Source organism: Pantoea sp. JK, assembly GCF_026130245.1.
In the GTDB taxonomy this organism is placed as follows: domain Bacteria; phylum Pseudomonadota; class Gammaproteobacteria; order Enterobacterales; family Enterobacteriaceae; genus Pantoea; species Pantoea trifolii.
Map to the genome: position 1 here is coordinate 530,670 of NZ_JAINFN010000002.1, position 26,556 is coordinate 557,225.

The following is a 26,556-nucleotide window of genomic DNA, read 5'->3' on the forward strand; positions in this document are numbered from 1 at the left end:
AATACCTCCTGGTAAAAAAATAAATAAGGAAATAAGGCAGAACAAAACAGAAGGCTCACGCTAAAGGCATTTTTATTTCATGTTAATTTTTATTTGGAATTTGTTTTCCGAAATGTGAGTTCAAGCATTTTGGTGTTTTTATTTTGATGGAATTGCATCAGGAGGATATTTTATTTAGGCAGGATTTATAACGGTAATTTAAAAGGTCGCCACGAATGGCGACCCTACGGACAATTATCGGCGGCGCGGCAGCGAAACCAGCAGCAAGCCAAACACAATCAGCACCACGCCGGCAAAGCTGCTCCAGCGAAAGGTTTCCCCCAATATGGGCAAGGAAATCGCTGCTAACCAGACCAGCACATAACTCAAACTGAGCAGCGGATAGAGCCGATTGAGTGGCAGATGACGCAGCGCCAGCATCCAGCACAACATCGACAGCGCGTAAGCGCCAAGGCCCATCGCTAACAGCAGCAGCGGTTTGATGTGCTGCATGCTCAGCAGCGCGCTTAACGGCGGGAATTCGAGCATCGCCATTCGCAAAACCAGCTGCGCCAGCGATACCAGCAATACGCTGCACAGCGCCAGCATCACGGCTTTCATAGATGACTTCCCATTAGCGCCACACCGGCAACAATCGCCAGCGTGCCAATCCACTGCTGTAGGCTGTAGGTTTCGCGCCAGATCAGCCGCGCGGCGATGGCCACCAACACAAAGTTAAGACTCAGCATCGGATACGCCACGCTCACCGGCACCACGCGCAGTACCGCCAGCCACAGCAGCATGCCGATACCCAGCAGCAGGATGCTGAGCGCCAGCCAAAGCATCCCCTTTTTGATGCCGAGATGAGCCGCCTGCTTCTGACACAGCTGGGCGGCACAGCTCAGCACGCTAACCAGTAAAATCAGCAGCAGATTCATGGTGTGGCATTGTAGCCGTAATAAACCAGGCGGCCCTGACGATAGACATCATCCGGTTCCGGCAGGTTTTTATCCGGCGTTTTGTCGCTGGAATTCATCATCAGCACCAATGAAACCTTGCCCTGACGACGATGCACGCGAAGCCAGTCGGCAAAGTTATCCGCATCAATATAGTGTGGCTGCGCATCCGGATAGCTCAGGCCGTATTGCAACTCGCCTTTGGCATCATAGAAATTGATGTCGCTGCGCTGCAGTTCCCAGGCCACCGCCGATGCCACGCCAGGATTGTTGGCCAGCAGATAACGACTCTCCGCCAGCTGATCGTGCACCGCGCCGACAAAACTCTGCGGCTGCTTGGAGTCGCGCACCTTTTGCGGAATGGCAAAGCCGACCAACAACGCCAGCGCCAGCGGACAAAGCGCGGCTAACTGCCAGCGACCGTTCTCCGGTTTGCGGCTCAGCCAGCCCATCACGCCCCATCCGATAAAGGAGAGCGCCGCACAGAACACGCCAACAATCTCTTCGTTGCTGTACACCGGACGATGCGAAATGCCCCACGGCGCTAGCACTACCAGCAACACGATTGCGGCAATCGCACCGAACAGCAGATTGATCCAGCCATTTACTTTTAGCGCTTTCATCACCTGCGGTGAAGCGCTGTGCGCGTAGTGCGCCATCAGCAGCGCCAGCGGCGCGAAGCACGGCAAAATGTAGGTCGGCAATTTGCCTTTAGCGATGCTAAAAAACAGCAGCGGCAGCAGCACCCAGCTGAGCAAATAGATTGGCCCGGCATGCTGGTTGCGCTGACGCCACGCGCCGAGCAGCGATCCCGGCAGCAGCGCCAGCCACGGCAAACAGCCCGCCAGCAACACTGGAATGTAATACCAGAATGGCGCTTTGTGCTGTGCATCCGACTCGGCGAAACGCTGAATATGCTCGACCCAGAAGAAGTAGTGCCAGAAATCCCCTTCCTGCTGATTAATCGCCAACGCCCACGGCGTGCTGAGCAGCACAGCAACCACAATCGTCAGCGGTCCCCAACGCAGCAGTTCACCGAAGCGACGCTGCCAAATGGCCCACGGCAGAATCGCCAACACCGGCACCGCCAGCGCGAGAAACCCTTTGGTCATAAAACCCATCGCGCAGGCCGCGCCCAGCAAAACATAGCCACACAAACGTTGCCGCGTGGTGCTAGCCTGCGACGCCAGCCAGTAACTGCACATCGCGGCAACCAGCCACAGCATCAGGATCGGATCGAGTACCGCGTAAGTGCCGACGCCGTACACCAGTAGTGAAGTCAGGAAAATAACGCTGCCAGTCAGCGCGACTTGGCGGCTGGCAAACATCTGCGTGCCGAGCCAGAAGACCAATACTGCGCTTAACGTGGTGCTAAAAATCGATCCAGCGCGCACGCCAAAGTTTGTGTGACCAAACAACCATTGGCCAATGTTATTGACCCAATATCCGGCAATTGGTTTTTCGAAGTAACGGAGATCGAAGAAATGCGGCACCACCCAATTGCCGCTGAACAGCATTTCACGGCTGATTTCAGCGTAACGGGTTTCGTCCGGCTGCCATAAGGCGCGGAACTCAATCGGGATCAGGTAAAAAAGCGCGAAAAGCGCGATGAGTAATGCGGTTTTAGTGCCTGTACGCATCCGTGGTTCCTGTAAATATTAACGCTGGCAGCCTAGCCAGCCTTCGCGTCCGGGAATATGCCCGCGCACGATGTTGCCCTGTGGCAGCGTAGTGAGATCGTCGGGTAACAAGGCGCTGAGTGGACAAAATTCAATGTCCTGCTGCTCCGCACGTTTCAGCAGATCGGCGAACGCCTTAAGTCCGACAATCCCTTCCACTTCGGCATGAATGGTATAGACCGGTGAACCCGTTGCAGCATGGATCTGCTCGAGAATGAAGTCGTTAAAATCTTCCGCGCTTACCGATTGTCCCACCACTTCATCCCAGGTGGGCAAGGTCACCGGAATTTGTACCGTGCCGATACTACCATCACTAAGAATGGGCAGAAATGGCCCAGTACCTCGGCAGTCGCTGTTATAGCTGAAGCCAAACTGCTGCTTGGCGGCCACGACGCGACCGTCTGCCCGCCAACCCGCCACGGCTGAACATGTGACGTTGTCATTAATAATCGCTTCAAGCGCTTGTTTCCCCCGCGCAATCTGCTCAACCAGTTTTTCTTGCGGCCACACGCCCGCCCAGGTCTGCCAGGCAAAGTGATCCCACGCATGCAAGCCGACTTCGTGATGATCGGCGGTAGCACTGATGATCTCCTCCAGGCCGCGACCAATTTCCCGTCCCGGCCAGGCGGTACCGGCCAGCAAGATATCCCAGCCGTAAAGAGATGCTGCGCGCGAACGCAGCATTTTCCACAGAAAGCGCGGTTTTAACAGGCGCCACAAGTGGCGCCCCATATTGTCCGGTCCAACACTGAAGAAAAAACTGGCCTGCAGTTGATGCAGACTGAATTGCTCCAGTAGCGGCGGCACCCCGAATTGGGTGCCGCGCCAGGTATCTACATCGACGCGCAAACCTACTTTTTTCATGGCTTATCCTGCAGCTCAACGGTGCGCAGGAAGAAGTCCAGCGTGTTATCGATGGTGGTATCCATCTCGACGGTTGGCGTCCAGTCCAGCAGACGACGCGCGTTTTTGATCGACGGCTTGCGGTGTTCCACGTCCTGATAACCTTTACCGTAATAGCTGCTGCTTTCTACTTCACGGAATCCAGCAAACGGCGGGAAGTTGCTGCGCAACGGATGACGTTCAAAACTCGCCAGCAGACGCTCGGCCAACTCTTTGATGCTGGCTTCGTTATCCGGGTTACCGATATTGACGATCTGACCATCGCAGTTGTTCTGCTTGTTCTCGATGATGCGGAACAGCGCTTCAATACCGTCGCGAATATCGGTGAAGCAACGCTTCTGTGCACCGCCATCGATCAGCTTAATCGGTGAACCTTCCACCAGATTCAAGATCAGTTGCGTAATAGCACGCGAGCTACCGATACGTGCGGCGTTCAGGTTATCGAGGCGCGGTCCCATCCAGTTAAACGGACGGAACAAGGTAAAGCGCAACCCTTCTTTCTCACCGTAAGCCCAAATCACGCGGTCCAGCAGCTGCTTAGAAACAGAGTAGATCCAGCGCTGTTTATTGATCGGCCCAACAACCAGATTCGAGTGATCCTCATCGAAATGTTTGTCAGTACACATACCGTACACTTCGGAGGTCGATGGGAAAATGATGCGCTTTTTGTATTTCACGCAGTCACGAATGATTTTGAGGTTCTCTTCAAAATCGAGTTCAAATACACGCAGCGGATTGCGCGTGTACTCAATCGGCGTGGCAATCGCCACCAATGGCAGCACCACATCGCACTTCTTAATGTGATACTCAATCCATTCTGAGTGAATGCTGATGTCGCCTTCGACAAAGTGGAAGCGCGGCTGATCGAGGAAACGGCTGATGGCATCTGAACCGATGTCTAAACCGAATACTTCGAAGTTATCATCCTGCAGCAGACGCTCAGTGAGGTGGTTACCGATAAAGCCGTTCACGCCGAGGATCAGCACGCGCGTACGACGTTTGACTGCTGCCACCGGCTGAGAGTAGAGCAATGCGCCCTTCACCATGCCGAGGTTTTGCGCCAGCTGGCTGCCGTTCATGAAGACGCCGTTATCGCTTTGGCCGGTCATAACTTCCAGCGCACCTTCACCGCAAGCGATGAGGAACGGCTCTACGGACAATACGGTGCCTGGTTTGGCGTGGTGACCAATGTTGTGCACGCGGCTCTTCCACACCACAAATTTCACGGTGCCAGCAAAAGCAAATGCGCCCGGCCAAGGATAAGTTACGGCACGCACCAGATTGTTGACCGTCTGCGCCGGGGCTTCCCATTTAATGCGACCATCTTCCGGTGTGCGACGCCCAACAACTGTGGCTTCACTTTCGTTTTGTGGCGTAGTGACGATATCACCCTGTTTTACCGCCGGTAACGCGCCATTCAGTACTTCGGTGGCGCAGGCCACCAGTTTGCGATGCAGTGTTAATGCGTTGTCCTGCTCGTCAATCGCGACGCGCTGTTGCGCCACAATGTCACCGGCATCGGCGCGTTTCACCATGCGATGCAGCGTAACGCCGGTTTCGGTTTCGCCATTGACCAGCACCCAATTCAGCGGTGCGCGGCCACGGTATTTAGGCAGCAGCGAACCGTGCAGGTTAAAAGCACCCAGTTTTGCGCAGCTGAGAATGCTGTCGTTCAGTAAAGCACGATAGTAGAAGGAGAAGATGTAATCCGGCGCCATGGTTTTAATGCGATCGACCCACAGCGGATGATTCACATCTTCCGGCGCATAGACCGGAATGCCCTGCTCAGCGGCTAAACGCGCAACGGAGTCAAAAAAGTGGCTCTCAGTTCCTGTGTCTGAGTGGGTAAAAATAGCGCTGATTTCATAGCCAGCGTTCAGAAGTGCAGAAATACCCGCACAGCCCATTTCGGCGTAGGCGAAGACGACAGTTTTCATTGCTCAATTTCCTGTACAGATGAGGCTTTTTGCTGTGGGTGAATCACACGTTGGATGAAGTAGCGCGGTCGGGCGCGCACGTCGTTATAAATGCGGCCGATGTATTCGCCGAGTAATCCCATGCCGATAAACTGCGCACCGACAAAAATAAACAGCACGGCGAACAGCAAGAACACGCCATCGCCGGCCCAGGCAGCGCCGAGGAACAGACGCAGCACAATCAGAATCAGCGAGAAGGCAAATCCGGCCAGCGCAATCAGGCTGCCGACGATACTCAGCAAGCGCAACGGCGTGGTGGTGAGGCAAGTCACCAGGTCATACATCAGGTTAATCAGCCGCATAAAGCTGTATTTTGAATCGCCAAACTCGCGCTCGGCATGCGCCACCGGCAGCTCAATGGTGCGGCGCGCAAAGGTGTTAGCGAGGATGGGAATAAAGGTGCTGCGCTCGTGGCAGTTCAGCATCGCATCAACAATATGGCGGCGATAAGCGCGCAACATGCAGCCGTAGTCGCCCATCGCTTTGCCAGTCACGCGCTGAATCAGGTGATTGATGGTGCGTGAGGCGCGACGACGGAACCAGCTGTCCTGCCGGTTTTGACGCACGGTGCCCACCACGTCATAACCCTGCTGCGCCGCTTTCACCAGGTTCGGGATCTCTTCCGGCGGGTTTTGCAGATCGGCATCCAGCGTGATGATCAAGTCGCCGCTCACGTGGCTAAAGCCCGCCATGATCGCCGAGTGCTGGCCGTAATTACGATTGAGTAATACGCCAACCACATGGCTGCCCGGCATATCCGCAGCGTCAGCAATCATCTCGCCCGAGCGATCGCTGCTGCCGTCATCAACCAGCAGAATCTCGTACTCCAGACCTAATTCCGCGCAGGCCGCGTCGGTACGACGCACCAACTCCGGCAAGCTCTCCTCTTCGTTGTACACCGGGATCACCACGGAGACTTTACGAATGGCTTTTTCTTCCAACATGTCAAACTCCAGCGATCTGACGCAATGCGCTAATGACGCGCGTGACATCTTCGTCGCGCATATCAGGGAACAACGGGATTGAGCAAATGCGATCGCTATTCCATTCGGTGTGTGGCAGCGAGAGTTGCGGATAGCGTTCGCGGTAATATTTGTGCGTGTGTGCAGCACGGAAATGCAGCCCGGTGCCGATATCCTGCGCTTTAAGTGTTTCCATTAATGCATCGCGGGTAATGCCGCATTGCGCTTCATCGACACGAATAATGAACAGATGCCACGCATGCTGATGCGCCCATTCTGGCTGCGTCAGCGGCAGAAACGGCGTATCTGCCAGTTCGGTGAGATAACGTTGCGCAATCGCCGCGCGGCGCTCATTGATGACGGGCAGCTTTTTCAATTGCACCAAGGCAATGGCGGCGCTGATATCCGGCAAGTTGTATTTGAAGCCCGGCATGATCACTTCCGCCTGCGGCTTGCGGCCATGCGTGTGACGATCGTAAGCATCGACACCGAGGCCGTGGAATTTCAGGCTGCGCATGCGGTCGGCCAATGCCGCATCATCGGTCACAATCAAGCCACCTTCGGCGCAGGTCATGTTTTTGATGGCGTGGAAGGAGAAGATTGCCGTGCCCTGTTGGCCGACGTGCTTACCTTTGTAGTAACAGCCGGCAGCGTGCGCGGCATCCTCAATCACCGGAATGCCGTGGCGCTCACCGATGGCGCGGATGGCATCCAGATCGGCCGGTGCACCTGCGTAATGCACCGGAATGATGGCGCGCGTGCGCGGTGTAATTGCTACTTCAATCTGCTCTGGCGCCACCATTAAGGTGTCGCGATCGATATCGGTCATCACCGGCGTCGCACCGAGCAGCGTGATGATGTTAATGGTGGAAACCCAGGTCAGAGACGGCGTGATCACCTCATCGCCAGGCTGGATGCCCAGCGCCAGCAGCGTGACGTGCATCCCCGCCGTTGCGGAGCTGACAGCAATCGCATGCTGATTGCCGGTGAGCTGGCAAAAAGCCTCTTCCAGTTCGGCATTTTTCGGGCCGGTGGTGATCCAACCCGACTCAAACACCGATTTTACGGCGGCTAACTCTTCCTCGCCCAACGAGGGCCGTGAGAATGGTAAAAAATTCATAATGTTACCTTGGAATTAAGCACTATTTGACGGCCATTTATTCCAAAATACGCGGGTTAACTTAACGCAACATTAAATGAGGAGAGTACTAAGTCGGCTTTTTCTGACACGTTGAGGATTGGTAGAGGAAAGGGCAAATTTGCCGTTTTATCATCATGAACCAGCACACTTCTTAAGGTTAAATTAAGGTTTTGACCCTATACTAAATCAGGATATGTCTTATAACGTCTGGAGGATAATGCGATGAGTACGGCTACTGACAGACTTTCTCAGGCAGCGCTGCGCCGCCACCATATTGGGGTGAAAACCAAAGGATTACGTTATCGCGGCGATCTGTATGTGTTCCGCTATAACGCCGGCCACTACGATGTGTTCCTAAACAACGACCGCGTGATGTCATTGAATACCAGCAACGTGCAGGAAGCGATCCAGCTGTTTAAGCAGCAGTCATAACACTTTAAAGTTATTATTTTTCCTTTCACCCGATGAACTCAGAACGTTCGTTTTGAGAGCGCTCTCATATTCTTAACGCCTGCAAAAACTTATTTTAATCCGCGAATGCAATTCTTTACGCGTTAATCCTCATTCGGTCTATTGACCTTTTAGGCTGAGGGAGACTTCCCTCAGCCATTTTTATTTACCAGGCAAATAATCATGAAATCAAAATACTCCCGCATGCAGGTATTTCTGCATTGGCTATCCGCCGTTATTATTATCTGGGGTACTATCTCCGGCTTTATGGTCGCGCTCTTTGAACCCGCCTTTGAGCATAAAGCCTGGGTCGGCTTCATCAATGTTTCTCTCACTACGCTATTTATTCCTTTCTTTGTGATGAGATTGTGGTTTGCATTCCGTCACGGTAAACCCAATGATCATCTGCTCTCCTTACGCGAAGAGAAATTATCCGCCATCGGTCACGCCTTTCTCTATCTGAATATGACCATTGTGATGCTCAGTGGCGTATTGATGATGGATCGCCCTATCAACGTATTTGATTGGTTCTCTCTTCCACAACCGATTGAAAATGAATCGATTACGCGTGTTTTCAACCGCGTTCATATCTTCTCCTGCGCCACGCTGGGATTATTAGTCATCGGCCATGTGCTGGCGGTAGTAAAACATCAAATGAAAGGCAAAGCGCTGCTACGTCGTATGAGCTGGTGATATTAAGGTCATTCCGAGAGTGCTCTTATAGCTTAGGTCTTCTTATCTAATTACTTTAGCGCAAAAAAATTCACAGAGACAATTTATATGCTCACTGATGAACAGGCAAAATCATTACTTTCATCTGGACAGCACAATTACGATAATATCCTGCTGTTAGATTCTGCCTATAATAAAATTACGCTCCCCCAACAAGCGATCACTTTTTCAGTTAACGAAGCACAAAAGCGTTTAATGCTGTGCCTGCTGAATAAAATAAGCTGCAAGCGCGAGATTATTCAAGTGGTGTGGAACGATAATCATCAGCGCATCCGCGATAACAATTATCATCAGCTGGTATTTCAGTTTCGCGCCCTGTTACAACGCAATGGTTTACCAGCAAACTTAATTGTCACCGTGCCCTATTACGGCTTAAAGTTGAATGAACCCTTATTGCGCGAACTAAAAGATTGCGGATCCGCGATGCCAGAAGAACGGCGTAAATTGCTGCCGCAACTGCTCTCCTTTGCGCGTTCCCTGTTCTAAGCAAATGGATATTCGCTTAATTGCGCACGCCTGCATCCAATGGCGATCTCTTTTTATCTGGCTGCTCAGTGCGCTGCTGCTCATCGTGGCGCTGCTGAGGTTGGTAATGACGCTCACCGCAGGCCACGCAATCACTATCGAGCTGCCAGTTTCACCCGAAAACGGGCAAAACGCTCCGCGCGCATCTGCGCTCAATCTCGCGTTATTCAACGAAAAACAGGCATGGTCGCCGTTTGCAGTGGGTGAAATGGCCTCTGATGATGCGCGTCTACGCGATGCGCCGCGCAGCGCTTTGCCCGTAAAGGTGGTCGGCATTGTTCATCAACGAAAGGCAGATCAAAGCCTGGCAATTCTTGCCGAAAACCAACAGCAATTCACAGTATCCAGCGGTGAAGCGCTGCCGGGCTATGCCGCGAAAGTGGCGCGCATCTTTCCCGATCGCGTAATCGTGCAATATCGCGGCCACTACGAATCGCTCTTAATGGAATCAGGCAGTCAGCGATGACTGCACCAATTATGAAAAAATTTCTTTTGTTGCTCTGTCTGATGACGTTTGTGGTTCAGGCAGAAGAGTATGACGCCAGTTTTAACAACGCCGAGATCGGCGAATTTATTAACACGGTGAGCAAAAACCTCAGGAAAACCATTATTCTTGACCCCAGCGTCAAAGGCCATATCAGCGTGCGCAGCCATGAAGTGCTGGATGAAGAGCAGTATTATCAGTTCTTTCTTAGCGTGCTGGATGTGTATGGTTTCTCAGTTCTCCACATGAAAAACGGCGTGCTGAAAGTGGTGCCGTCGAAAAATGCCAAAAGCGGCGTGATTCCCCTCTCCAAAAATGGCGAGATCCGCGCTGGCGATGAGTTGATTACCCGCGTGGTGCCGCTGCAATTTGTCACCGCCAAAGATCTCGCGCCCCTGCTGCGTCAGCTGAACGATGCCGCCGCTGGCAGCGTGGTGCATTACGATCCCAGCAACGTGCTGCTGATGACCGGGCGCGCAGCCGTTATCGAACAATTGGTGGCGATTGTGGAGAGCGTCGATCTGCCCGACGATCACAGTGTCGATAAAATCACGTTAGAAAATGCCGCAGCGCCGCAGGTCGCGGAATTGCTCAACAATTTGCACAGCAAAGCCGCGGCTAAAGCGGTGGCCGACAGCCGAACCAACGCGTTGTTAATCAGCGGCGAGTCCTCAGCCCGTCAATCATTGCTTGAGGCCGCGCGCGAACTTGATGCAAAGCAGGTGCGACGCAGCAACGCCAAAGTGATCTACCTCAAACACGCTAAAGCCGAAAACCTGCTGGAAGTGTTAACGGGTATCAATCCGCAAGGCGACACCCGTTCCGAAGGCGGCACCGCGCTTCCGGCCATCAGCGTGATGAAAGACGTGGTGGTAAAAGCCGATAAACAGACCAATTCACTGGTGATCAACGCGCCGCCGGAAAGTGTTGCCGAGCTGGAACACGTGATTCAGCTACTGGATATCGATCGTGCGCAGGTTTTAGTCGAAGCCATTATCGTGGAAGTTGAAGATGCCGATGGTCTGGCGCTTGGCGTGCAGTGGTTCAATCAGCGCGGCGGCGGTACGCAGTTCACGGATAGCGGCGCACCGGTAACCGGACTCTCACCGGGCGGCATGGGCGAGGCGCTGGCGAAGATGAACGGCCTTGCCGCCGGTTTTTATCGCGGTAACTGGTCAGGTTTATTCACCGCGCTGCAAACCAACAGTGAGAACAATATTCTCGCCACGCCGAGTATCGTCACACTCGACAACATGGAAGCGGAATTCACCGTCGGCCAGGATGTTCCGGTGCTGACCGGTTCCCAAACCACCAGCGGCGACAACATTTACCAAACCGTATCGCGCCGCAGCGTGGGCATTAAGCTCAAAGTGAAACCGCAAATTAGTAAAGGCAATGCGGTGATGATGGAGATTGAGCAGGAAGTCTCAAGCGTCTCAGAAGCGGCCAGCAAAGATAATCTCGGTCCGACGTTCAATACCCGCACCGTGCGCAATGCGGTGCAGGTCAGCAGCGGCAACACCGTGGTGGTGGGCGGACTGCTAGATAATAGCGGTTCACGCATCACCAACAGCGTGCCGCTGCTAGGCAACATTCCGCTGATTGGCGGCTTGTTCCGCTATCAGTCCGAGAAAAGCAGCAAACGTAATCTGATGCTGTTTATCCGTCCGACAATCATTCGCAGCCAGGCGGATTACAACACCAGCACCGAATCGCAGAGGAATAAATTTGGCGATGCGCTGCAAGGCTCACCCGCCGCACGCAACATTGATCGCGGTTTTAATCAGATCCTCGGTGGGAGCCAGAACAATCAGGCGCTGGATGAGACGCTGCAACTGATTAACGACTTCAATCGGGCGGCGCGATGAGTGCCCCGCTTCTGCCGTGGAACTGGGTGCAGCAGCACCACATAGTGCTGCTGCCAGAAGATCCACCGCGCCTCTGCTGCAAATCGAGCATCAGCTTTACCGCGCTGGCCGAGGCGCGACGCCGCTGTCCTGATGCGCTGATTGAAACGGTCAGTGATGACCAGTTTCAGCAACTCGCCAGCGCCTGCTATCAGCAGAACAACGCATCGCAGAAAATGGTGAGCGAAATCGGTCAAAGCCTCGATCTGGATGAACTGGTTGATGCCTTGCCGGATGAAAATGAACTGCTCGACAGCGACGATGGCGCGCCAGTCATCCGCTTGATCAATGCGATCCTGAGTGAAGCGGTGCGGGAAGGCGCTTCAGACGTCCACATTGAGCCGTTCGAAAAGTTGTTGAGCGTACGCTTCCGCATTGACGGCATGTTACGCCCGGTGTTGACGCCGCCGGTACAGCTCAGCCGCTATCTGATTTCCCGCCTCAAAGTGATGGCAAAACTGGATATCGCGGAAAAACGGCTGCCGCAGGACGGTCGCATTACGTTGCGCGTTGCCGGCCGCAGCGTGGATGTGCGTGTGTCAACGCTGCCCGCCAGTCACGGTGAACGCGTGGTACTGCGTATCCTCGATAAAAACAGCCTCGATGTCGCGCTGGAAAATACCGGCATGCAGGCAACGTTATGTCAGCGTTTACAGCAACAGCTGCAGCTGCCACACGGCATTATTCTGGTAACCGGCCCAACCGGTTCGGGAAAAAGCACTACGCTGTATGCCGCCTTACGCGCGCTTTATCGCCCGGAAAAAAATATTCTTACCATTGAAGATCCGGTGGAATACGAGCTGGAAGGTATCGGGCAAACGCAGGTGAATGCCAAAGTTGACATGACCTTCGCCCGCGGGCTGCGTGCCATTTTGCGTCAGGATCCGGATGTGGTGATGATTGGTGAGATTCGCGACAGCGATACGGCACAAATTGCCGTGCAGGCTTCGTTGACCGGCCATCTGGTGCTCTCCACGCTTCACACTAACAGCGCGTTAGGTGCGGTAGAACGCCTACGTGACATGGGCATCGAACCCTTTTTGCTGGCGAATGCGCTGAGCGCGGTTTTGGCCCAGCGTCTGGTACGCAAACTCTGTGAAGCCTGTAAACAGCCGTGGCAACCCGATGAGCATGTGCTAACCCGCTACGGACTCGGTGGCCTAACGCTCAGCGCCCCGCTTTTTCAGCCGCAAGGCTGCGCCGCGTGCAATCACAGCGGCTATCGCGGCCGTACCGGCATTCATGAGCTGGTTATCGTGGATGATGCGCTGCGCAGCGCTATCAACCAGGGATCGAGTGAGCAGCTTTTACAACAACATGTCACTCAGCGTATCTCGCTGATGCAGGACGGACTAGAGAAGGCGCTGGCGGGCATCACCTCATTGGAAGAAGTGCTGCGCGTCTCACGGGAGGGATATTGATGCACTTCCGCTATGTGGCGCGAGACGATCAGGGTAAAACCCAGCGCGGCACGCTCGAAGCCGATAATGCGCGTCACGCGCGCCAGCAATTGCGTGAACGTCGCTGGCAGCCGCTAACGTTGAAGCGTGCAACGGCTTCATCCGCCAAGTCAGGTCGTATTAAATCCCGCGATTTCGTCTTGATGATGCGCCAGCTCGCCACCTTAACCGGTGCGAACTTACCGCTGGCGCAGTCGCTGCAGGCGCTGGCCCAGCAGAGTGAAAAACCGCAGCAGCGACAGCTAATCGACACCTTACGTCATCGCGTGCTTGAGGGGAGTTCGCTGGCGGAAGCGGTGGCGCTGTTCCCAAAAACCTTTTCTCCCTTGTATCAGGCGATGATCAGCGCGGGCGAAGCCTCCGGACGTCTGGACCGCGTGCTGGAGCAATTGGCGGATTACAGCGAGCAGAGCGAAAAACTAAAGAGCAAACTGTTGCAGGCAATGATCTATCCGCTGTTGCTCACCGTGGTAGCAATGTCGGTGGTGGGAATTTTGCTGGTCGCGGTAGTGCCTGAAGTGGTGGCGCAGTTCAGCCATATGCAGCAGAACCTGCCTGCCAGCACGCGGATTCTGATGCAGCTGAGCGATGCAGCGCAACAGTTCGGACCGGCGCTGCTGATGATCATCGTCACGCTTCTGCTGCTGTGCCAAACCGCCCTGCGACGCCCAACACTGCAACTGCGCTGGCATCAGCGCATGTTGCAGCTGCCGGTGATCGGTCGTATTACGCTGAATCTCAACCTGGCGCGCTATGCGCGCACGCTCAGCATTCTTACCCACAGCGCCGTACCGCTGCTGGAAGGCATGGCAATCAGCGCGGCCGTGCTGAGCAATGTTTTTATTCGTGAACGCCTGCAGGTGGCTGCTGAACGCGTACGCGAAGGCGTCACGCTGACGCAGGCGCTGGATGCTTCACAACTGCTCACGCCGATGATGCGCCACATGATTGCCAGCGGCGAAAGCAGTGGCGAACTGGATGCGATGCTGAAGCGCACCGCCGATATTCAGGATCAAGCTTTTGTCAGCCAGATGACGCTGGCCGTCAGCCTGTTCGAACCCTTACTGATTGTGGTGATGGCAGCAATTGTGCTGTTCATCATCCTCGCTATTTTGCAGCCAATACTGCAGCTCAACTCACTGACAGGATAAAACTCAATGGAATTAGCGCCGGTTAACACCCAACGCCAGCGTGGCTTTACGCTGCTGGAAATCATGGTGGTGATTGTGATTCTTGGCGTACTCGCCAGTTTGGTGATCCCAAGCTTAATGGGAAATAAAGATCGTGCCGATCGGCAGAAGGCGGTGAGTGACATTGTCACGCTGGAAAATGCGCTCGATATGTACAAGCTGGATAATGGTCGCTATCCCACCACGGAACAGGGACTGAAAGCGCTGGTCGCAGCACCGGCGATCGCCCCGCAGCCGCGCAACTATCGCAGCGATGGCTATATTCGCCGTCTGCCACAAGATCCCTGGGGCAACGATTATCGTCTGGTCAGTCCGGGTAAACACGGTGCTATTGATCTGTTCTCGGCAGGCGCGGATGGCGAAGCCGGCAGCGAAGATGATGTCAATAACTGGCAGTTGGATGGCAGCGAATAACCATGAAGAACAGAAGTCAGGGTTTCACGCTGTTAGAAATCATGATGGTTATGCTGCTGCTGGGCGTGGTGACGCGTTTAGTGGTCGCGGCTCTGCCTGAAAGCAAAACCGCGCAACCGCTGGAACAGTTGCAGGATAGCGCGCGCTGGGCATGGGAACAGGCGCAGCTCGAAGCGCGCATTTGGCGTTTACAGCTGCATAGCGATCGCTGGCAGCTCTCCACGCTCACCGGCGGTGAAGCCGGTGAAAAAGGGCCGTTGCCCGGCACTGTCTGGCATCCGGTGGTGGGCCCATTAGCACAGGAAACGATTAAAAACGGGGAACTTCGTCTGCGCGGCGCGGCGGCACATGCCCTGCCCGCCACATTGTGGTTTTTACCGGATGGCGACATGACACTGGCTGAGATTGAATTTCATTCGCCTGCTGGCGAGGTCCATCAGCTGGCGCTCAATCCCGCCAGCTTATCCGCCACCTTACCGCTATGAAACAGCAAGGGATGACGCTGATCGAAGTGATAATTGCACTCGCTCTGCTGGCAATAGCCGGGCTGGCGCTGATGCAAACGCAGCATGAGCGGGTGCGTAATCTTCACTATCTGGAGCAGAAACAGATCGCGGGCTGGGTTGCAGAGAACCAGCTCGTGCTGCTGCAACTTTCGGCGCTGCCACATGCGGGCCTGCAGGAGGTTCAAATGGCGCATGAACGCTGGCACTGGCAAGTGCAGAGTTTGCCCACCACGCAACCCAGCGTGCAGCGTGTTGAAATCGCGGTATGGCGAAATAGCATTGAGGGAGCACCGCTGGCGCGCCTGTATAGCTGGGTTGCGCAATGAATCCACAACGCGGGTTTACGTTGCTGGAGATGCTGCTGGCGCTGGCGATCTTTGCGCTGCTGAGTCTGGCGGGATATCAACTGTTACAAGGCAGCCTGCGCGCACAACAGCAATCGCAGCAACATACACACCAGTTGAGTGCGTTGAATCGCCTGTTTGCGATCCTCGAACAGGATCTCAAACACGCGCTGATTCTGCCGAATGCCGTCATTCATCAACAACCGGCTTTTGTTGCCCAGCAGCAAGCCACGCTGCTGCAATTCACTCGCCGGAATTGGCTCAACCCGCAAGGCGATGCGCGCGCGGCTTTACAACAGGTTCGGTGGAATTTCAGCCAGCAAACTTTGTCGCGGCAACGGCTGGACGATGGTCTCACCCTCACCTTTTCCGCCATTCAGCACGTCAACCTGCGCTTCTATTCAACTGGCCGCTGGCAGGATCGCTGGACCTCACAATTCAGCCTGCCGCAGGCGATTGAAATTACGCTGATCACGGCGCGCTGGGGGAAAATTACGCGCGTGCTATTAGTGGGAAATGGGCGATGAGGGCGCAACGTGGCATGGCGTTAATCACGGTTTTGCTGATCATCGCGCTTATGACGCTGCTGGCGGTAGCAGGACAGCGACAGTGGTGGCAGGCTCTGACGCGCACTGCGAGCCAGCAATTTCAGCAACAGGCGCAATGGACGCTGCGCGGTGCGGAAACCTGGCTGATTAACCAAGGCGGCAAACCGCTGGATGGACGCGTGCAACAGCTGCGGCTGGACCAGCAAACGGTCAGCTATCGCTGGCGTGATCGACAACGCTGTTTCAACCTCAATGCGCTGGGTCAAAATGGTCGCACCGATAAGGATGGCGTGTTTCACCGCAGCGCGGCGCAACGCGTATTTGCCCATTTGCTGCAGCAACAAGGTATGGATCAACAGGCGATCAGCACCCTGCTTGCCCAGCTCCACCAGCAGATCAATGCGGGCGACAACAAACAGTGGCCTTTGCTGGCCGATAAGACCGAAATCCGCCATTTATCCTTGCTGGCCGAACCGCGCTGGTCAAACCTCGCGCCACTGCTTTGTGCCTTACCCAGTAGCGAACTCAACATAAACCTAAACGCGCTACATGCTGACCAGGCATCACTGTTGATGGCGCTGCTCGAAGGCGAAAAAGATCGTTCACAGATCCTCTCACTTCTGCAAAAACGCCCCGAGCGCGGATGGTCCACGCTGGATGACTTTATCAGCGCCTTGCCGGGTGGTACGGCAGCGGCCGTTAGTACCTTGCAAAGTATCGCCGTGCTGGAAAGTCAACATTGGGAGCTGCTGATTTGGCTGGCCGACGAACAGCAGTTTGCCGCCATTCGTAGCCAGTGGATACGCCATCAGGACCTCTTTACCCTGCATCACCGTCAATATGGATTAAGTGAAGCGCCATGAAATTTTTTAACAAACACCCAAAAGGTTGGCGGATCCTTGTGCAGCACGCGCAGGGATGGCGTTGGTGTTACCAATACGCCGACCTGCGCCCGCAACAGGGCGAATCTCTGGCAGACTTACCGGTAGCCGATGATATCGAGACGATTGTGCTGATCGCCGCCGAACAGCTGACACTCGCCAACGTCACGCTGCCAAGCGCCAATAGCCAATCACTGCGCTGGCAACTGGAGCCGCTGCTGAGTGAAGAGGAGGAAAATCTGCACATTGTTAGTCTGCAGCGTCACGGCGATGCGCATCTTATGGCTGCAATCAATCGCGATCCATTACGACAGATACTTGAAACGCTGAACGATCACGGCATTGTGCCGCAACGCGTAATCCCCGTGACGCTGGTGCTGGAAGCCGGAACGCGCTTACAGCTTGGTGATCAATGGTTGCTGCGCCTGGCAGACGGAACCGGCTTGTCGCTGCCGGGTGATGCGCTGGCACAGTTTCCCTCTTTGTCTGAACTGACGGCGATTGAAGGCGATAGCTTATTGCATCTGGCACAAGGCGCGCGCAACTGTCGCTATTCGCTGCTGCAAGGTGAATTTGCACGTCGCCCAGAACTGCGATCACCGCTGTTCGCGTTGGCGGGCGCCATCATGTTGGGTTGGTTTAGCGTGATATTTCCCCCTTTGTGGCAAGGCTGGCAGGCACAACAGGCGCTGACGCAGCTTAATCAGCAACTGCTGGCACGCTATCAGCACTATTTTCCTGCGGAGTCGCCGACGTTAGTCCGCCGCGCGTTTAGCGCTAAGGCGTCACAGTCAGCTGATTTCCCCGCTAATCCGGGTTTGCTTGCTCTGCTGCACAACACTTCGAGCCTGCTCGAAAAACTGCATGAAAACCCACTGCAATCGCTGATATGGGATGGTACGACGCAACGATTACAGTTAACGTTTCGCGATGCGCTGCCTGCGGCCGTCAGTAATGACGCGCCTGAGGGCATTGAGGTGATTGTGATGGAAACACAATTAATGTTGAGCAGGAAATCATGACCTTTCTATCTGGATGGTGGCAGACACGTCAGCCGCGTGAACGCGGATTGCTGATAGCGGCAATCGTGATCGGCATTGGATTATTGCTGCAACTTAGCTCGCAGCAAGCCGATGAATATCGTCAACGCAGCCAGCAGGCATTCGCACGAGAACAGCAAGCGTTACAACTGCTGCCAACGTGGGAAGCCGCGCTGCAAAGTTTTCGTCAACCTGGTGAAGCGCCCTCAACAGGCGTGCTCAATATACTGGCGCAGCAGCAGGGTTTAACGCTTGAGGTGGAATCACATCAGCATCACTGGCAATTGAAGCAGGCGGTGACGCTCTCCTTTCCTGTTCTGCTGCAATGGTTAAGCGAACTTGACGCGCGCTGGGGTATTGAGGTCAGTGAGTTGAAAATGCAGCGCGACAAGCAACATGTCCGGCTCACACATCTGGAGCTGAAGCATGCTGAATGATGGGTTGATGCTGCTATTCGGCAGTCTGTCTGCGCTCTCCGTCGGCAGCTTCCTCAACGTGGTGATTTATCGACTGCCGCTGATGATTATGCAGCCTGAGAAAAAGTTAAGCCTGACGCTGCCGCGATCGCATTGTCCACATTGCCACCGGCCGCTGCGCAAGCGCGATAACATCCCGCTGATTAGCTGGCTGGCTCTGCGTGGTCGCTGCCATCAATGTGCCCATCCGATTAGCGTGCGCTATCCCGCACTGGAACTGGCGACGTTAATGCTTAGCCTGTTTTTAGCCTGGCTGTTGCCGTGGGATGCGACCTTATTGGCCGCACTGCTGCTGTGCTGGATACTGCTGGCACTAACGCTGATTGATATTGAGCATCAGCTGCTACCCGATGCGCTGACGCTCTCACTGTTGTGGCTGGGCTTGTTGCTACACGCATTTGCCTGGTTGTCGGGCTCATTAAGTGATGCGGTGTTGGGGGCTGCTTTTGGCTATCTGGCGTTGTGGCTACTTGCGAGCGGCTACCGTTACTGGCGCGGAATCGACGCTTTAGGGCTGGGCGATGCAAAATTGCTGGCGGCGTTAGGTGCCTGGCTGGGTTGGCAGATGCTGCCGACGGTTTTATTAATTGCCGCAGGTGGCGGCATCGTCACGGTAATTTTACGCACACTGCTGTTTAAGCGCCCTTTACACCAACCGCTGCCGTTTGGCCCGATGCTGGCATTTGCCGGGGCGTTACTGTTTGTTTATCCGTTGGTTTGAGTATGCGCACCACGCATATTTAACTTCTTACCCAACTCATCTGATTCAAAAACGGCGCAATGGCCACATTCAGCGCTGCGCATTTCTGTGCGTTAGTTTGATGATCTTTCGTCAACGCAGCGTATCGCTGGTTGATGGCATTACTCAGCTCGTGCGGATCGATCTGCGCGGTATTCCAGCCACGGTTTTTGGCCTGACCTAATGCGCCACGCATTAATGTTTGTTGATCAGGAATATCGCTGCGTTGGCAATAATCGCGCGTCCAGTTACTTCCCGCCACTAACGCGGATAATTGGTTTAACTGCTGCGGCTGCAGTGCTTGTGCTGGCGAGAGCTGCTGGCAACCGCTCAACGCGGTAGCCAGAAAAACAAATACACAGGTGCTTATACGGATAGTCATCTTCATTCCGGGAAAAGAAAAATTAATTGCAGGAATTTTAATCATCTGGCGAGTTTTATGACACCGCCAATAAGGATGTTTAAGGTCTTTAAGAAGTTAGAGGGGTTTATTAAGGTGGTTGTTAATCAAGGGATAAATAATATTTTCTCAACGTTAATACCTCTAATGTCCTTTAAGTCTGCATCTGTCCGCAAATTTCTTATCCTGCTTCTGCCTGTGAAATACAGGTCAGGAAATAACGGGCGCCCTACACGCCTACTTAAACCTTTGGATAAGGGAATAATGATGAAATTAACCAAAATTGCTCTGGCAATTTCTGCTCTGGCATTCAGCGGCGGCGTATTAGCGCATGGCTATATCAGCGAACCGGCGTCACGCGATCAAATGTGTCGTGATGCTAAAACCCCGAACCTGAACTGCGGCCAAGCGCAGTATGAGCCGCAAAGCGTGGGCGAAGGTCCGGATGGTTTCCCGGCTGCAGGTCCTAAAAACGGTGAACTGGTCAGCGGCAGCGGCGGCACCAACTGGATGGGTACCGCGCTGAATGCCCAGAGCAGCGATCGCTGGGTGAAACATAAAGTCGAAGCCGGTCCAATGGACATCACCTGGACTTTCACCGCCCCACATCCGATTGCCGATTTCAAATACTACATCACCAAAGCCGACTGGAATCCAAACCAGGCGCTGACGCGTGATGCGTTCGAACTGACGCCGTTCTGCGTGATTCCAGGCGGCCCGGCAGCCTCTACCGGTAAAACCACTCACAGCTGTAATCTGCCTGAGCGTAACGGCTACCAGATTATTTACGGTGCGTGGGATGTCTCCGACACCGCAGCGACCTTCTATAAAGTCATCGACGTGGAATATGACGAAGTCGCTTCCGTGTGGAAACGCACCATTGGTTCTATCCTGCCTTCCCGCGCGCTGGAAACCGGCGACAGCGTGAAAGCCCGTATCTTCGACGCCAATGGCGAACGTGAAGATCTCAGCATCACGCTGAATATCGATTCAGACGCCGCCGGCGAACCTAATGCCTGGTCAATGGCGTTAGCGAATAAGATCAACGATACCTTCAAAGACATCCGTGCGGGCGTGAAGAATAAAGACGGTGATGTGGTGCCGGTGGCCGGTAGCAACACCATTTATGCGCAGAGTGAAAGCCAGATTACGCGCGTCGAGCTGCAGGTAAATGCTCAGGCCGATAACCGCCCAGGTTTGGAACTGACGAATATCGCCAGCAGCTACAACATTACCGAAGGTCTGACGCCGGTTGAGTTCGGCATTCAAACGCGCGGCGCAATGGTAATCAATGCGAAAGCCTACAACGCGAAGCAAGAGAACATCGGTTTTGGCAGCGTTAATGTTGAAGATGCCGCGCAGAATATGACCGTCAACCTGTGGAACGCTGAAACCGGCGATATCACCATGGTGGTTACCGGTGCAATGAAAGATGGCAAAACCTTCCAGAAAGAGTTCACCACCAAGCTGGTGAGCAACGACGCGGGCGGTGATTTTGACTTCATCTATCCGGCGGGCATCGGTCAGTATAAAGAAGGTACCAAAGTACAGCTGCCAGCAACCGGCGAAGTCTTTGCGTGCAAGCCATTCCCGTATTCGGGCTGGTGTAACATCAACTCACACCATTACGTACCGGGCACTGGCTCTAACTGGCAGGATGCGTGGACCAAAGTTGGCGGCGGTCATCAGCACTAATTTTACAGTTTTAAACCGGGTGTAAACCTCAATGGCAACCTGCGGGTTGCCATTTTTTATCCACAATTGCAGCTATTTATGCACAATTCATTTCCGCGTCATGCTGACGAAATAATCTAAGCGCCGAATTCTTCAACAAATCCCTGATTCATATAGACAAGTAATAAACAAATCTAAACAAAATTAATCATTGTGATGTAGGTCAAAAGGCTCTATATTGGCCGCGTTTTTTCACAGCTGTTACTTTTTTGTTCAATTAGTCAATTGGCGAGCCTCACGTGCCCCGGTTGAAGGAGAGATATGATGACGGATAAAGTCCGTATTGATAGTTTTGGTGCCAATGCATTCAACGGAAACAACGACGCATTCTTAGCCCGTCAGGCTGAGTTTGAATCTAACGTCAGGAGTTACCCGCGCAAACTGCCTTTAGCCATTGCTAAAGCCCATGGCGTGTGGATCACAGATGTTGAGAATAAACAATATCTTGACTGTCTGGCTGGCGCAGGGACGCTGGCACTGGGTCACAACCATCCTGATGTTCTCCAGAGCATACAAAATGTCATTACCAGCGGCTTGCCGTTACATACTCTTGATCTGACTACACCACTGAAAGATCAATTCTCTGAGTCTTTACTCTCGCTGCTGCCGGGCCAGGGTAAAGATTATTGTCTGCAGTTCACCGGCCCTTCAGGTGCGGATGCAGTAGAAGCCGCGCTGAAGCTGGCGAAGAAAGCTACTGGCCGTAGCGGCGTGATCAGCTTCTCTGGCGGTTACCACGGTATGACGCACGGCGCGCTGTCCGTTACCGGCAACCTGGCACCGAAAGAAGCGGTTGATGGCATGATGCCAGAAGTGCAGTTCATGCCTTATCCGCATCAGTATCGTTGCCCGCTGGGTATCGGTGGTGAAGCTGGCGTGAAAGCGTTGACCTACTACTTCGACAACCTGATCAACGACGTGGAAAGCGGCGTGCGCAAGCCTGCTGCAGTCATCCTCGAAGCCGTTCAGGGCGAAGGCGGCGTAAACCCAGCACCCGCTGAGTGGCTGCAGCGCATCCGTAAAGTGACCCAGGAACACGGCATTCTGCTGATCCTCGACGAAGTTCAGGCTGGCTTTGCCCGTACCGGTAAATTCTTCGCCTTCGAACACGCAGGTATCGAGCCAGACATCATCGTGATGTCTAAAGCGGTGGGCGGCGGTCTGCCACTGGCCGTGCTGGGCATCAAAAAGCAGTTCGACGTTTGGTCACCGGGTCATCACACCGGTACCTTCCGTGGCAACCAATTGGCGATGGCGACCGGCCTGACCACGCTGAAAATCCTCAAAGAGCAGGATATCGCGGGCAAAGTTGCCGCGCAGGGTGAATGGCTGAAACAGCAGCTGGCTGCGATGCAGAAACGCTTCCCGGTCATTGGTCACATTCGTGGTCTCGGCATGATGATCGGTATTGAGATCGTTAAACCGAACGAAGCGGCCGATCACATGGGTAGCTTCCCGGCTGACGGCGAGCTCTCTGCGCTGCTGCAGAAGAAGTGCTTCGAAGCAGGTCTGATTCTGGAACGCGGTGGCCGTCATGGCGCAGTGTTGCGTCTGCTGCCTTCACTGCTGATCACCGACGATGAGCTGGCGATTTTCCTGGATAAATTTGAGCAGGCGCTGATTGGCGCTGGCGTCAAACCTGTTTGATTGGAAGAGTAAATGTCTGAAGTAAACCCGATTCTGGCCGCCTCTGCACAGAGCATTGAGGCGTACCAGCAGGCGATTGCCCAGAGCAGCGCCGCGGTTGTGCAGTGGCTGCAACAGCCTGAGATGTATCAAGGCAAAACCGTTGCCGAACTGCGCGAGCGTATCACGCTCGACTTCAATCCAAACGGCCTGGGTAACCAGGCCGCGATTGAACGCGCGATTGAATATTTCCTGAAAGACAGTCTTTCAGTGCATCACCCACAATGTGTGGCGCATCTGCATTGCCCTAGCCTGGTAGTAAGCCAGGCAGCAGAAGTGCTGATCAACGCCACCAACCAGAGTATGGATTCGTGGGATCAGAGCCCTTCTGCCACCATCATTGAGATCAAACTGATTGAATGGCTGCGTGCGCAAGTGGGTTATCCGGCTGGCGACGCAGGTGTGTTCACCAGCGGCGGCACCCAGAGCAACCTGATGGGCCTGATGCTGGCACGCGATGCGTTTTATCAGCGCCAGGGCCACTCGGTACAGCAGCATGGCATCACTGGCGATCTGCGTAAGATCAAAGTGCTGTGCTCTGAAAACGCGCACTTCTCCGTACAGAAGAACATGGCGCTGCTTGGCCACGGCTATCAGTCTGTGGTGCAGGTGAAGTCTGATGAATTCGCCCGTATGGATGTGTCAGACCTGAAAGCCAAGCTGGCACAGGCCGAAGCCAACGGCGAGCAGATTCTGGCGATCGTTGCGACCGCCGGTACCACCGATGCCGGTGCTATCGATCCGCTGCGTGAAATTGCCGATATCGCTGCCGAGCACAACATCTGGGTACACGTTGATGCAGCCTGGGGCGGCGCGCTGTTGCTGTCCGAGAAGTATCGCGACTACCTTGATGGCCTGGAGCGGGTGGATTCCGTCACGCTGGACTTCCACAAGCAGTATTTCCAGACCATCAGCTGCGGTGCGTTCCTGCTGAAAGATGAGCGTCATTACGAGCTGATGCGCTATCAGGCGGCTTATCTGAACTCTGAGTTTGACGAAGAGGCCGGCGTACCGAATTTGGTTTCCAAATCACTGCAGACCACGCGTCGTTTCGATGCATTAAAACTGTGGATGGGCCTGGAAGCGCTGGGTCAGAAACAGTACGCGGCGATCATCGATCACGGCGTGACGCTGGCGCAGGAAGTGGCGAAGTTTGTCACCTCTGAACCGCGTCTGGAACTGGTGATGCAGCCTCAGCTGGCGAGCGTGCTGTTCCGCTATCGTCCAGAGCAACTGACCGATATCGCGCAGATTGCCCTGTTCAACCAGCGCATCGGCGATGCGCTGCTGGATTCAGGCCGCGCCAACGTGGGTGTGACCGAGAACCAGGGCATAACCTGCCTGAAGTTGACCTTGCTGAACCCAACCGTGACGCTGGAAGATGTTAAAGTCCTGCTGGCGCTGGTTGAGAAAACCGCGAATCAGCTGCTGAACGCATAATTACCTGTGATGCGAATAAGCCGATAACTGGCAACGGTTATCGGCTTTTTTCGCTTCTGCACCTGAATTCAGTTCGCGCACATAATCCAGAAACGCCTGGAGCGGCGCCGGAATCAACCGGCGATCGTTGTAATAGAGCCACAGGCCAGAGAAGCTTTGCCACCAATCCGGCAGAATCGGCTGCAGGCTGCCATCACTCAGCGCCGGTCTAATCCAATCCTCAAATAAGTAGACCACGCCGCAGCCAGCAATCGCGGCCTCCACCGTGAGATCCATCGCCGCGCCGATACTGCAAATCAGCGGACCTTTCGGCTGCAAACGCACGGTTTCTTCGCCGCAGGTGAATTCCCATTCGGCAATCACACCCGTCGCATAGCGCCCGTGCAAACAGCGATGCCGCACCAGGTCGCGCGGATGCTGCGGCGTGCCGAACTGCGCCAGATACGCTGGAGATGCCGCCAACGCAAAGCGCTGGGTACGCGGGCCGATCGGCAGCGCCACCATATCCTGCTCCAGATGATCGTCGTAACGAATGCCAGCATCACAGCTATCGCGGAACACGTCCTGCACATTACTTTCCGCCACCACTTCGAGCTGGATATCGGGATAGCGCTGCAGAAATCCCGGCACAATCGCCGGTAACACGATGCGCGCGGCGCTCACCGGCACATTCAAGCGCAAGGTGCCGCCGGGCGTATCGCGGAACGTATTCAGTGCATCCAGCGCCGCATCCACTTCATTCATCGCCGGAAGCAAGCGCGACATCAGCGCCCTGCCAGCTTCGGTTAACGCCACGGTGCGCGTGGTGCGATTAAACAGCCGCACGCCAAGTTGCTCTTCGGCGCGCCGCACCGCATCACTTAAACGCGACGGATTGCTGCCGGTGATACGCGCCGCCTCGCGAAAACCACCCGCTTTTGCCACCGCCACCACCGCGTGCAGTAGCGCGATATCCAATGCCATTGTTCGCCACCTCGTACAGTGTGTCCCGATTTGTACGGATAGTTGCACAGCACTTTGGCGATTACAATCTAACCACACACTGACGAAGGAGCTTTCCATGTCTCATCCAGCATTGACTTACACCCTTGGCGATCGCCAGGTTGCACGACTCGGTTACGGTGCCATGCAGTTAGCCGGTCCCGGCGTGTTTGGTCCGCCGAAAGACGAAGCGCGTGCTTTGCAGGTGCTGCGCGATGCCGTCGCGGCAGGCGTGAATCACATTGATACCAGTGACTTCTATGGTCCGCACATTACCAATCAGCTGATCAAGAAGGCGCTTCATCCTTACACCGACGATCTGGTAATCGTCACCAAACTGGGCGCGCGTCGTGACGAGAAAGGCGGCTGGTTACCGGCGTTTACACCAGAAGCGTTGACGCAAGCAGTGGAAGATAACCTGCGTAATCTCGGACTGGATGTGATGGAAGTGGTGAATCTGCGTTCGATGTTGGACGTGCATGGGCCGAAGGAAGGTTCGCTGGAGCCGCAGGTTGAGGCGATGATCAAGCTGAAAGAGCGCGGGCTGATTCGTCATATTGGTCTGAGCAACGTTACCGCCAAACAGGTGGCCGATGCCCAGGCGATGACGCCGATCGCCTGCGTGCAGAACCTCTACAATCTGGCCAATCGCCAGGATGAGGCCTTGGTTGATCAGTTGGCAGCACAAGGCATTCCTTACGTGCCGTTCTTCCCGCTCGGCGGTTTTTCACCGCTACAATCGGATCGGCTCAGCGAGGTGGCAAAAGAACTGAACGCCACGCCACTGCAGGTGGCGCTGGCCTGGCTGCTGCAGCGTTCGCCTAACATTTTGCTGATTCCGGGCACCTCATCGCCGGAGCACCTGAAGCAGAACATGGCGAGCGCTGAAGTGAAACTTACGCCTGAGATTGTGCAGCGTTTGGATGGTATCGCTCAGCCATAAGTTGACCTGGTCGCCATAAATGGCGACCCTACGAAGACGATGCGGCCGTTGTAGGGTCGCCATTTATGGCGACCTCCGCT

The 26,556-nt window shown here is 54.7% G+C and carries 28 protein-coding genes; 19 read left to right on the forward strand and 9 right to left on the reverse strand.

Features of this window, described 5'->3' with window-relative positions:
* Positions 1-234: 234 nt before the first annotated feature.
* Genes arnF through arnB form a run of 7 tightly spaced genes read right to left on the reverse strand, consistent with a single transcriptional unit; the run spans position 235 to position 7,575 of the window.
* The gene (gene arnF / locus PanJK_RS06950; RefSeq protein ID WP_265298347.1) at positions 235-600 is read right to left on the reverse strand and encodes a 4-amino-4-deoxy-L-arabinose-phosphoundecaprenol flippase subunit ArnF; all 366 of its coding nucleotides are present in this window, start codon (positions 598-600) and stop codon (positions 235-237) included.
* Complete coding sequence (gene arnE / locus PanJK_RS06955; protein WP_265298349.1) at positions 597-917, reverse strand: 4-amino-4-deoxy-L-arabinose-phosphoundecaprenol flippase subunit ArnE; 321 nt, start codon at positions 915-917, stop codon at positions 597-599. Before arnE ends, arnF begins: the two co-directional genes overlap by 4 nt.
* Positions 914-2,575 (reverse strand): lipid IV(A) 4-amino-4-deoxy-L-arabinosyltransferase, encoded by a 1,662-nt coding sequence (arnT, locus tag PanJK_RS06960; protein WP_265298351.1) that lies wholly within the window; start codon positions 2,573-2,575, stop codon positions 914-916. Before arnT ends, arnE begins: the two co-directional genes overlap by 4 nt.
* 18 nt (positions 2,576-2,593) lie before the next feature.
* A complete protein-coding gene (arnD, locus tag PanJK_RS06965; protein ID WP_265298353.1) occupies positions 2,594-3,478 on the reverse strand; it encodes a 4-deoxy-4-formamido-L-arabinose-phosphoundecaprenol deformylase in 885 nt (294 codons plus the stop codon).
* On the reverse strand, positions 3,475-5,454 hold the full coding sequence (arnA, locus tag PanJK_RS06970; RefSeq protein ID WP_265298355.1) for a bifunctional UDP-4-amino-4-deoxy-L-arabinose formyltransferase/UDP-glucuronic acid oxidase ArnA: 1,980 nt from the start codon (positions 5,452-5,454) through the stop codon (positions 3,475-3,477). The genes arnD and arnA overlap by 4 nt, the downstream gene beginning before the upstream one ends.
* Positions 5,451-6,437, reverse strand: a complete 987-nt coding sequence (arnC, locus tag PanJK_RS06975; protein ID WP_008107434.1) for an undecaprenyl-phosphate 4-deoxy-4-formamido-L-arabinose transferase — start codon at positions 6,435-6,437, stop codon at positions 5,451-5,453. The genes arnA and arnC overlap by 4 nt, the downstream gene beginning before the upstream one ends.
* A gap of 1 nt (position 6,438) precedes the next feature.
* On the reverse strand, positions 6,439-7,575 hold the full coding sequence (gene arnB / locus PanJK_RS06980; RefSeq protein ID WP_265298366.1) for a UDP-4-amino-4-deoxy-L-arabinose aminotransferase: 1,137 nt from the start codon (positions 7,573-7,575) through the stop codon (positions 6,439-6,441).
* Positions 7,576-7,818: 243 nt separating this feature from the next.
* Here arnB and PanJK_RS06985 point away from each other — a divergent pair, with 243 nt between their 5' ends.
* The 15 genes from PanJK_RS06985 (at position 7,819) to PanJK_RS07055 (ending at position 19,274) form a co-directional block, all read left to right on the forward strand.
* Complete coding sequence (locus tag PanJK_RS06985) at positions 7,819-8,028, forward strand: hypothetical protein (RefSeq protein ID WP_176971957.1); 210 nt, start codon at positions 7,819-7,821, stop codon at positions 8,026-8,028.
* Between the two features lie 201 nt (positions 8,029-8,229).
* Positions 8,230-8,739, forward strand: coding sequence for a cytochrome b (locus PanJK_RS06990; protein ID WP_265298370.1), 510 nt, complete (start codon positions 8,230-8,232; stop codon positions 8,737-8,739).
* An 87-nt stretch (positions 8,740-8,826) separates the two neighbouring features.
* The gene (locus tag PanJK_RS06995) at positions 8,827-9,264 is read left to right on the forward strand and encodes a winged helix-turn-helix domain-containing protein (RefSeq protein WP_265298371.1); all 438 of its coding nucleotides are present in this window, start codon (positions 8,827-8,829) and stop codon (positions 9,262-9,264) included.
* A gap of 4 nt (positions 9,265-9,268) precedes the next feature.
* Entirely contained in the window at positions 9,269-9,769 is a 501-nt protein-coding gene (locus tag PanJK_RS07000) for a type II secretion system protein N (protein ID WP_265298373.1), read from the forward strand.
* A gap of 11 nt (positions 9,770-9,780) precedes the next feature.
* Positions 9,781-11,655, forward strand: coding sequence for a type II secretion system secretin GspD (gene gspD, locus PanJK_RS07005; RefSeq protein ID WP_265298375.1), 1,875 nt, complete (start codon positions 9,781-9,783; stop codon positions 11,653-11,655).
* Complete coding sequence (gspE, locus tag PanJK_RS07010) at positions 11,652-13,115, forward strand: type II secretion system ATPase GspE (RefSeq protein ID WP_265298377.1); 1,464 nt, start codon at positions 11,652-11,654, stop codon at positions 13,113-13,115. Before gspD ends, gspE begins: the two co-directional genes overlap by 4 nt.
* Entirely contained in the window at positions 13,112-14,305 is a 1,194-nt protein-coding gene (gene gspF / locus PanJK_RS07015) for a type II secretion system inner membrane protein GspF (RefSeq protein WP_414858932.1), read from the forward strand. Before gspE ends, gspF begins: the two co-directional genes overlap by 4 nt.
* Before the next feature lie 6 nt (positions 14,306-14,311).
* The gene (gene gspG, locus PanJK_RS07020; protein ID WP_265298381.1) at positions 14,312-14,758 is read left to right on the forward strand and encodes a type II secretion system major pseudopilin GspG; all 447 of its coding nucleotides are present in this window, start codon (positions 14,312-14,314) and stop codon (positions 14,756-14,758) included.
* A gap of 2 nt (positions 14,759-14,760) precedes the next feature.
* Complete coding sequence (locus tag PanJK_RS07025) at positions 14,761-15,243, forward strand: type II secretion system protein (RefSeq protein ID WP_265298383.1); 483 nt, start codon at positions 14,761-14,763, stop codon at positions 15,241-15,243.
* Complete coding sequence (gene gspI / locus PanJK_RS07030) at positions 15,240-15,590, forward strand: type II secretion system minor pseudopilin GspI (RefSeq protein ID WP_265298385.1); 351 nt, start codon at positions 15,240-15,242, stop codon at positions 15,588-15,590. The genes PanJK_RS07025 and gspI overlap by 4 nt, the downstream gene beginning before the upstream one ends.
* On the forward strand, positions 15,587-16,135 hold the full coding sequence (gene gspJ, locus PanJK_RS07035) for a type II secretion system minor pseudopilin GspJ (RefSeq protein WP_265298387.1): 549 nt from the start codon (positions 15,587-15,589) through the stop codon (positions 16,133-16,135). Before gspI ends, gspJ begins: the two co-directional genes overlap by 4 nt.
* Complete coding sequence (gspK, locus tag PanJK_RS07040) at positions 16,132-17,019, forward strand: type II secretion system minor pseudopilin GspK (RefSeq protein ID WP_265298389.1); 888 nt, start codon at positions 16,132-16,134, stop codon at positions 17,017-17,019. The genes gspJ and gspK overlap by 4 nt, the downstream gene beginning before the upstream one ends.
* On the forward strand, positions 17,016-18,059 hold the full coding sequence (gene gspL, locus PanJK_RS07045; protein WP_265298391.1) for a type II secretion system protein GspL: 1,044 nt from the start codon (positions 17,016-17,018) through the stop codon (positions 18,057-18,059). Before gspK ends, gspL begins: the two co-directional genes overlap by 4 nt.
* Positions 18,056-18,514 carry a type II secretion system protein M gene (locus tag PanJK_RS07050; RefSeq protein ID WP_265298393.1) on the forward strand — a complete coding sequence of 153 codons (459 nt, stop codon included), beginning with the start codon at positions 18,056-18,058 and terminating at the stop codon, positions 18,512-18,514. Before gspL ends, PanJK_RS07050 begins: the two co-directional genes overlap by 4 nt.
* A complete protein-coding gene (locus PanJK_RS07055) occupies positions 18,504-19,274 on the forward strand; it encodes a prepilin peptidase (protein WP_265298395.1) in 771 nt (256 codons plus the stop codon). Before PanJK_RS07050 ends, PanJK_RS07055 begins: the two co-directional genes overlap by 11 nt.
* A 19-nt stretch (positions 19,275-19,293) precedes the next feature.
* Here the strand turns inward: PanJK_RS07055 and gspS are convergent, their stop codons facing one another.
* Positions 19,294-19,674: a type II secretion system pilot lipoprotein GspS gene (gspS, locus tag PanJK_RS07060; protein WP_265298397.1), complete on the reverse strand. Its 381-nt coding sequence runs from the start codon at positions 19,672-19,674 to the stop codon at positions 19,294-19,296.
* Between the two features lie 285 nt (positions 19,675-19,959).
* On the opposite strand from gspS, the gene gbpA reads away from it, so the two are divergent.
* From gbpA to PanJK_RS07075, 3 genes are all read left to right on the forward strand, one after another.
* Complete coding sequence (gene gbpA, locus PanJK_RS07065) at positions 19,960-21,387, forward strand: N-acetylglucosamine-binding protein GbpA (RefSeq protein WP_265298399.1); 1,428 nt, start codon at positions 19,960-19,962, stop codon at positions 21,385-21,387.
* A 300-nt stretch (positions 21,388-21,687) separates the two neighbouring features.
* Complete coding sequence (locus PanJK_RS07070) at positions 21,688-23,073, forward strand: diaminobutyrate--2-oxoglutarate transaminase (RefSeq protein ID WP_265298401.1); 1,386 nt, start codon at positions 21,688-21,690, stop codon at positions 23,071-23,073.
* A 12-nt stretch (positions 23,074-23,085) separates the two neighbouring features.
* A complete protein-coding gene (locus PanJK_RS07075) occupies positions 23,086-24,552 on the forward strand; it encodes a pyridoxal phosphate-dependent decarboxylase family protein (protein ID WP_265298403.1) in 1,467 nt (488 codons plus the stop codon).
* Here PanJK_RS07075 and PanJK_RS07080 read toward each other — a convergent pair whose 3' ends face one another.
* On the reverse strand, positions 24,553-25,515 hold the full coding sequence (locus PanJK_RS07080; RefSeq protein WP_265298405.1) for a LysR family transcriptional regulator: 963 nt from the start codon (positions 25,513-25,515) through the stop codon (positions 24,553-24,555).
* A 97-nt stretch (positions 25,516-25,612) separates the two neighbouring features.
* Between PanJK_RS07080 and PanJK_RS07085 the strand changes: the two genes are divergently transcribed.
* Positions 25,613-26,476: an aldo/keto reductase family oxidoreductase gene (locus PanJK_RS07085; RefSeq protein ID WP_265298407.1), complete on the forward strand. Its 864-nt coding sequence runs from the start codon at positions 25,613-25,615 to the stop codon at positions 26,474-26,476.
* Positions 26,477-26,556 lie beyond the last annotated feature (80 nt).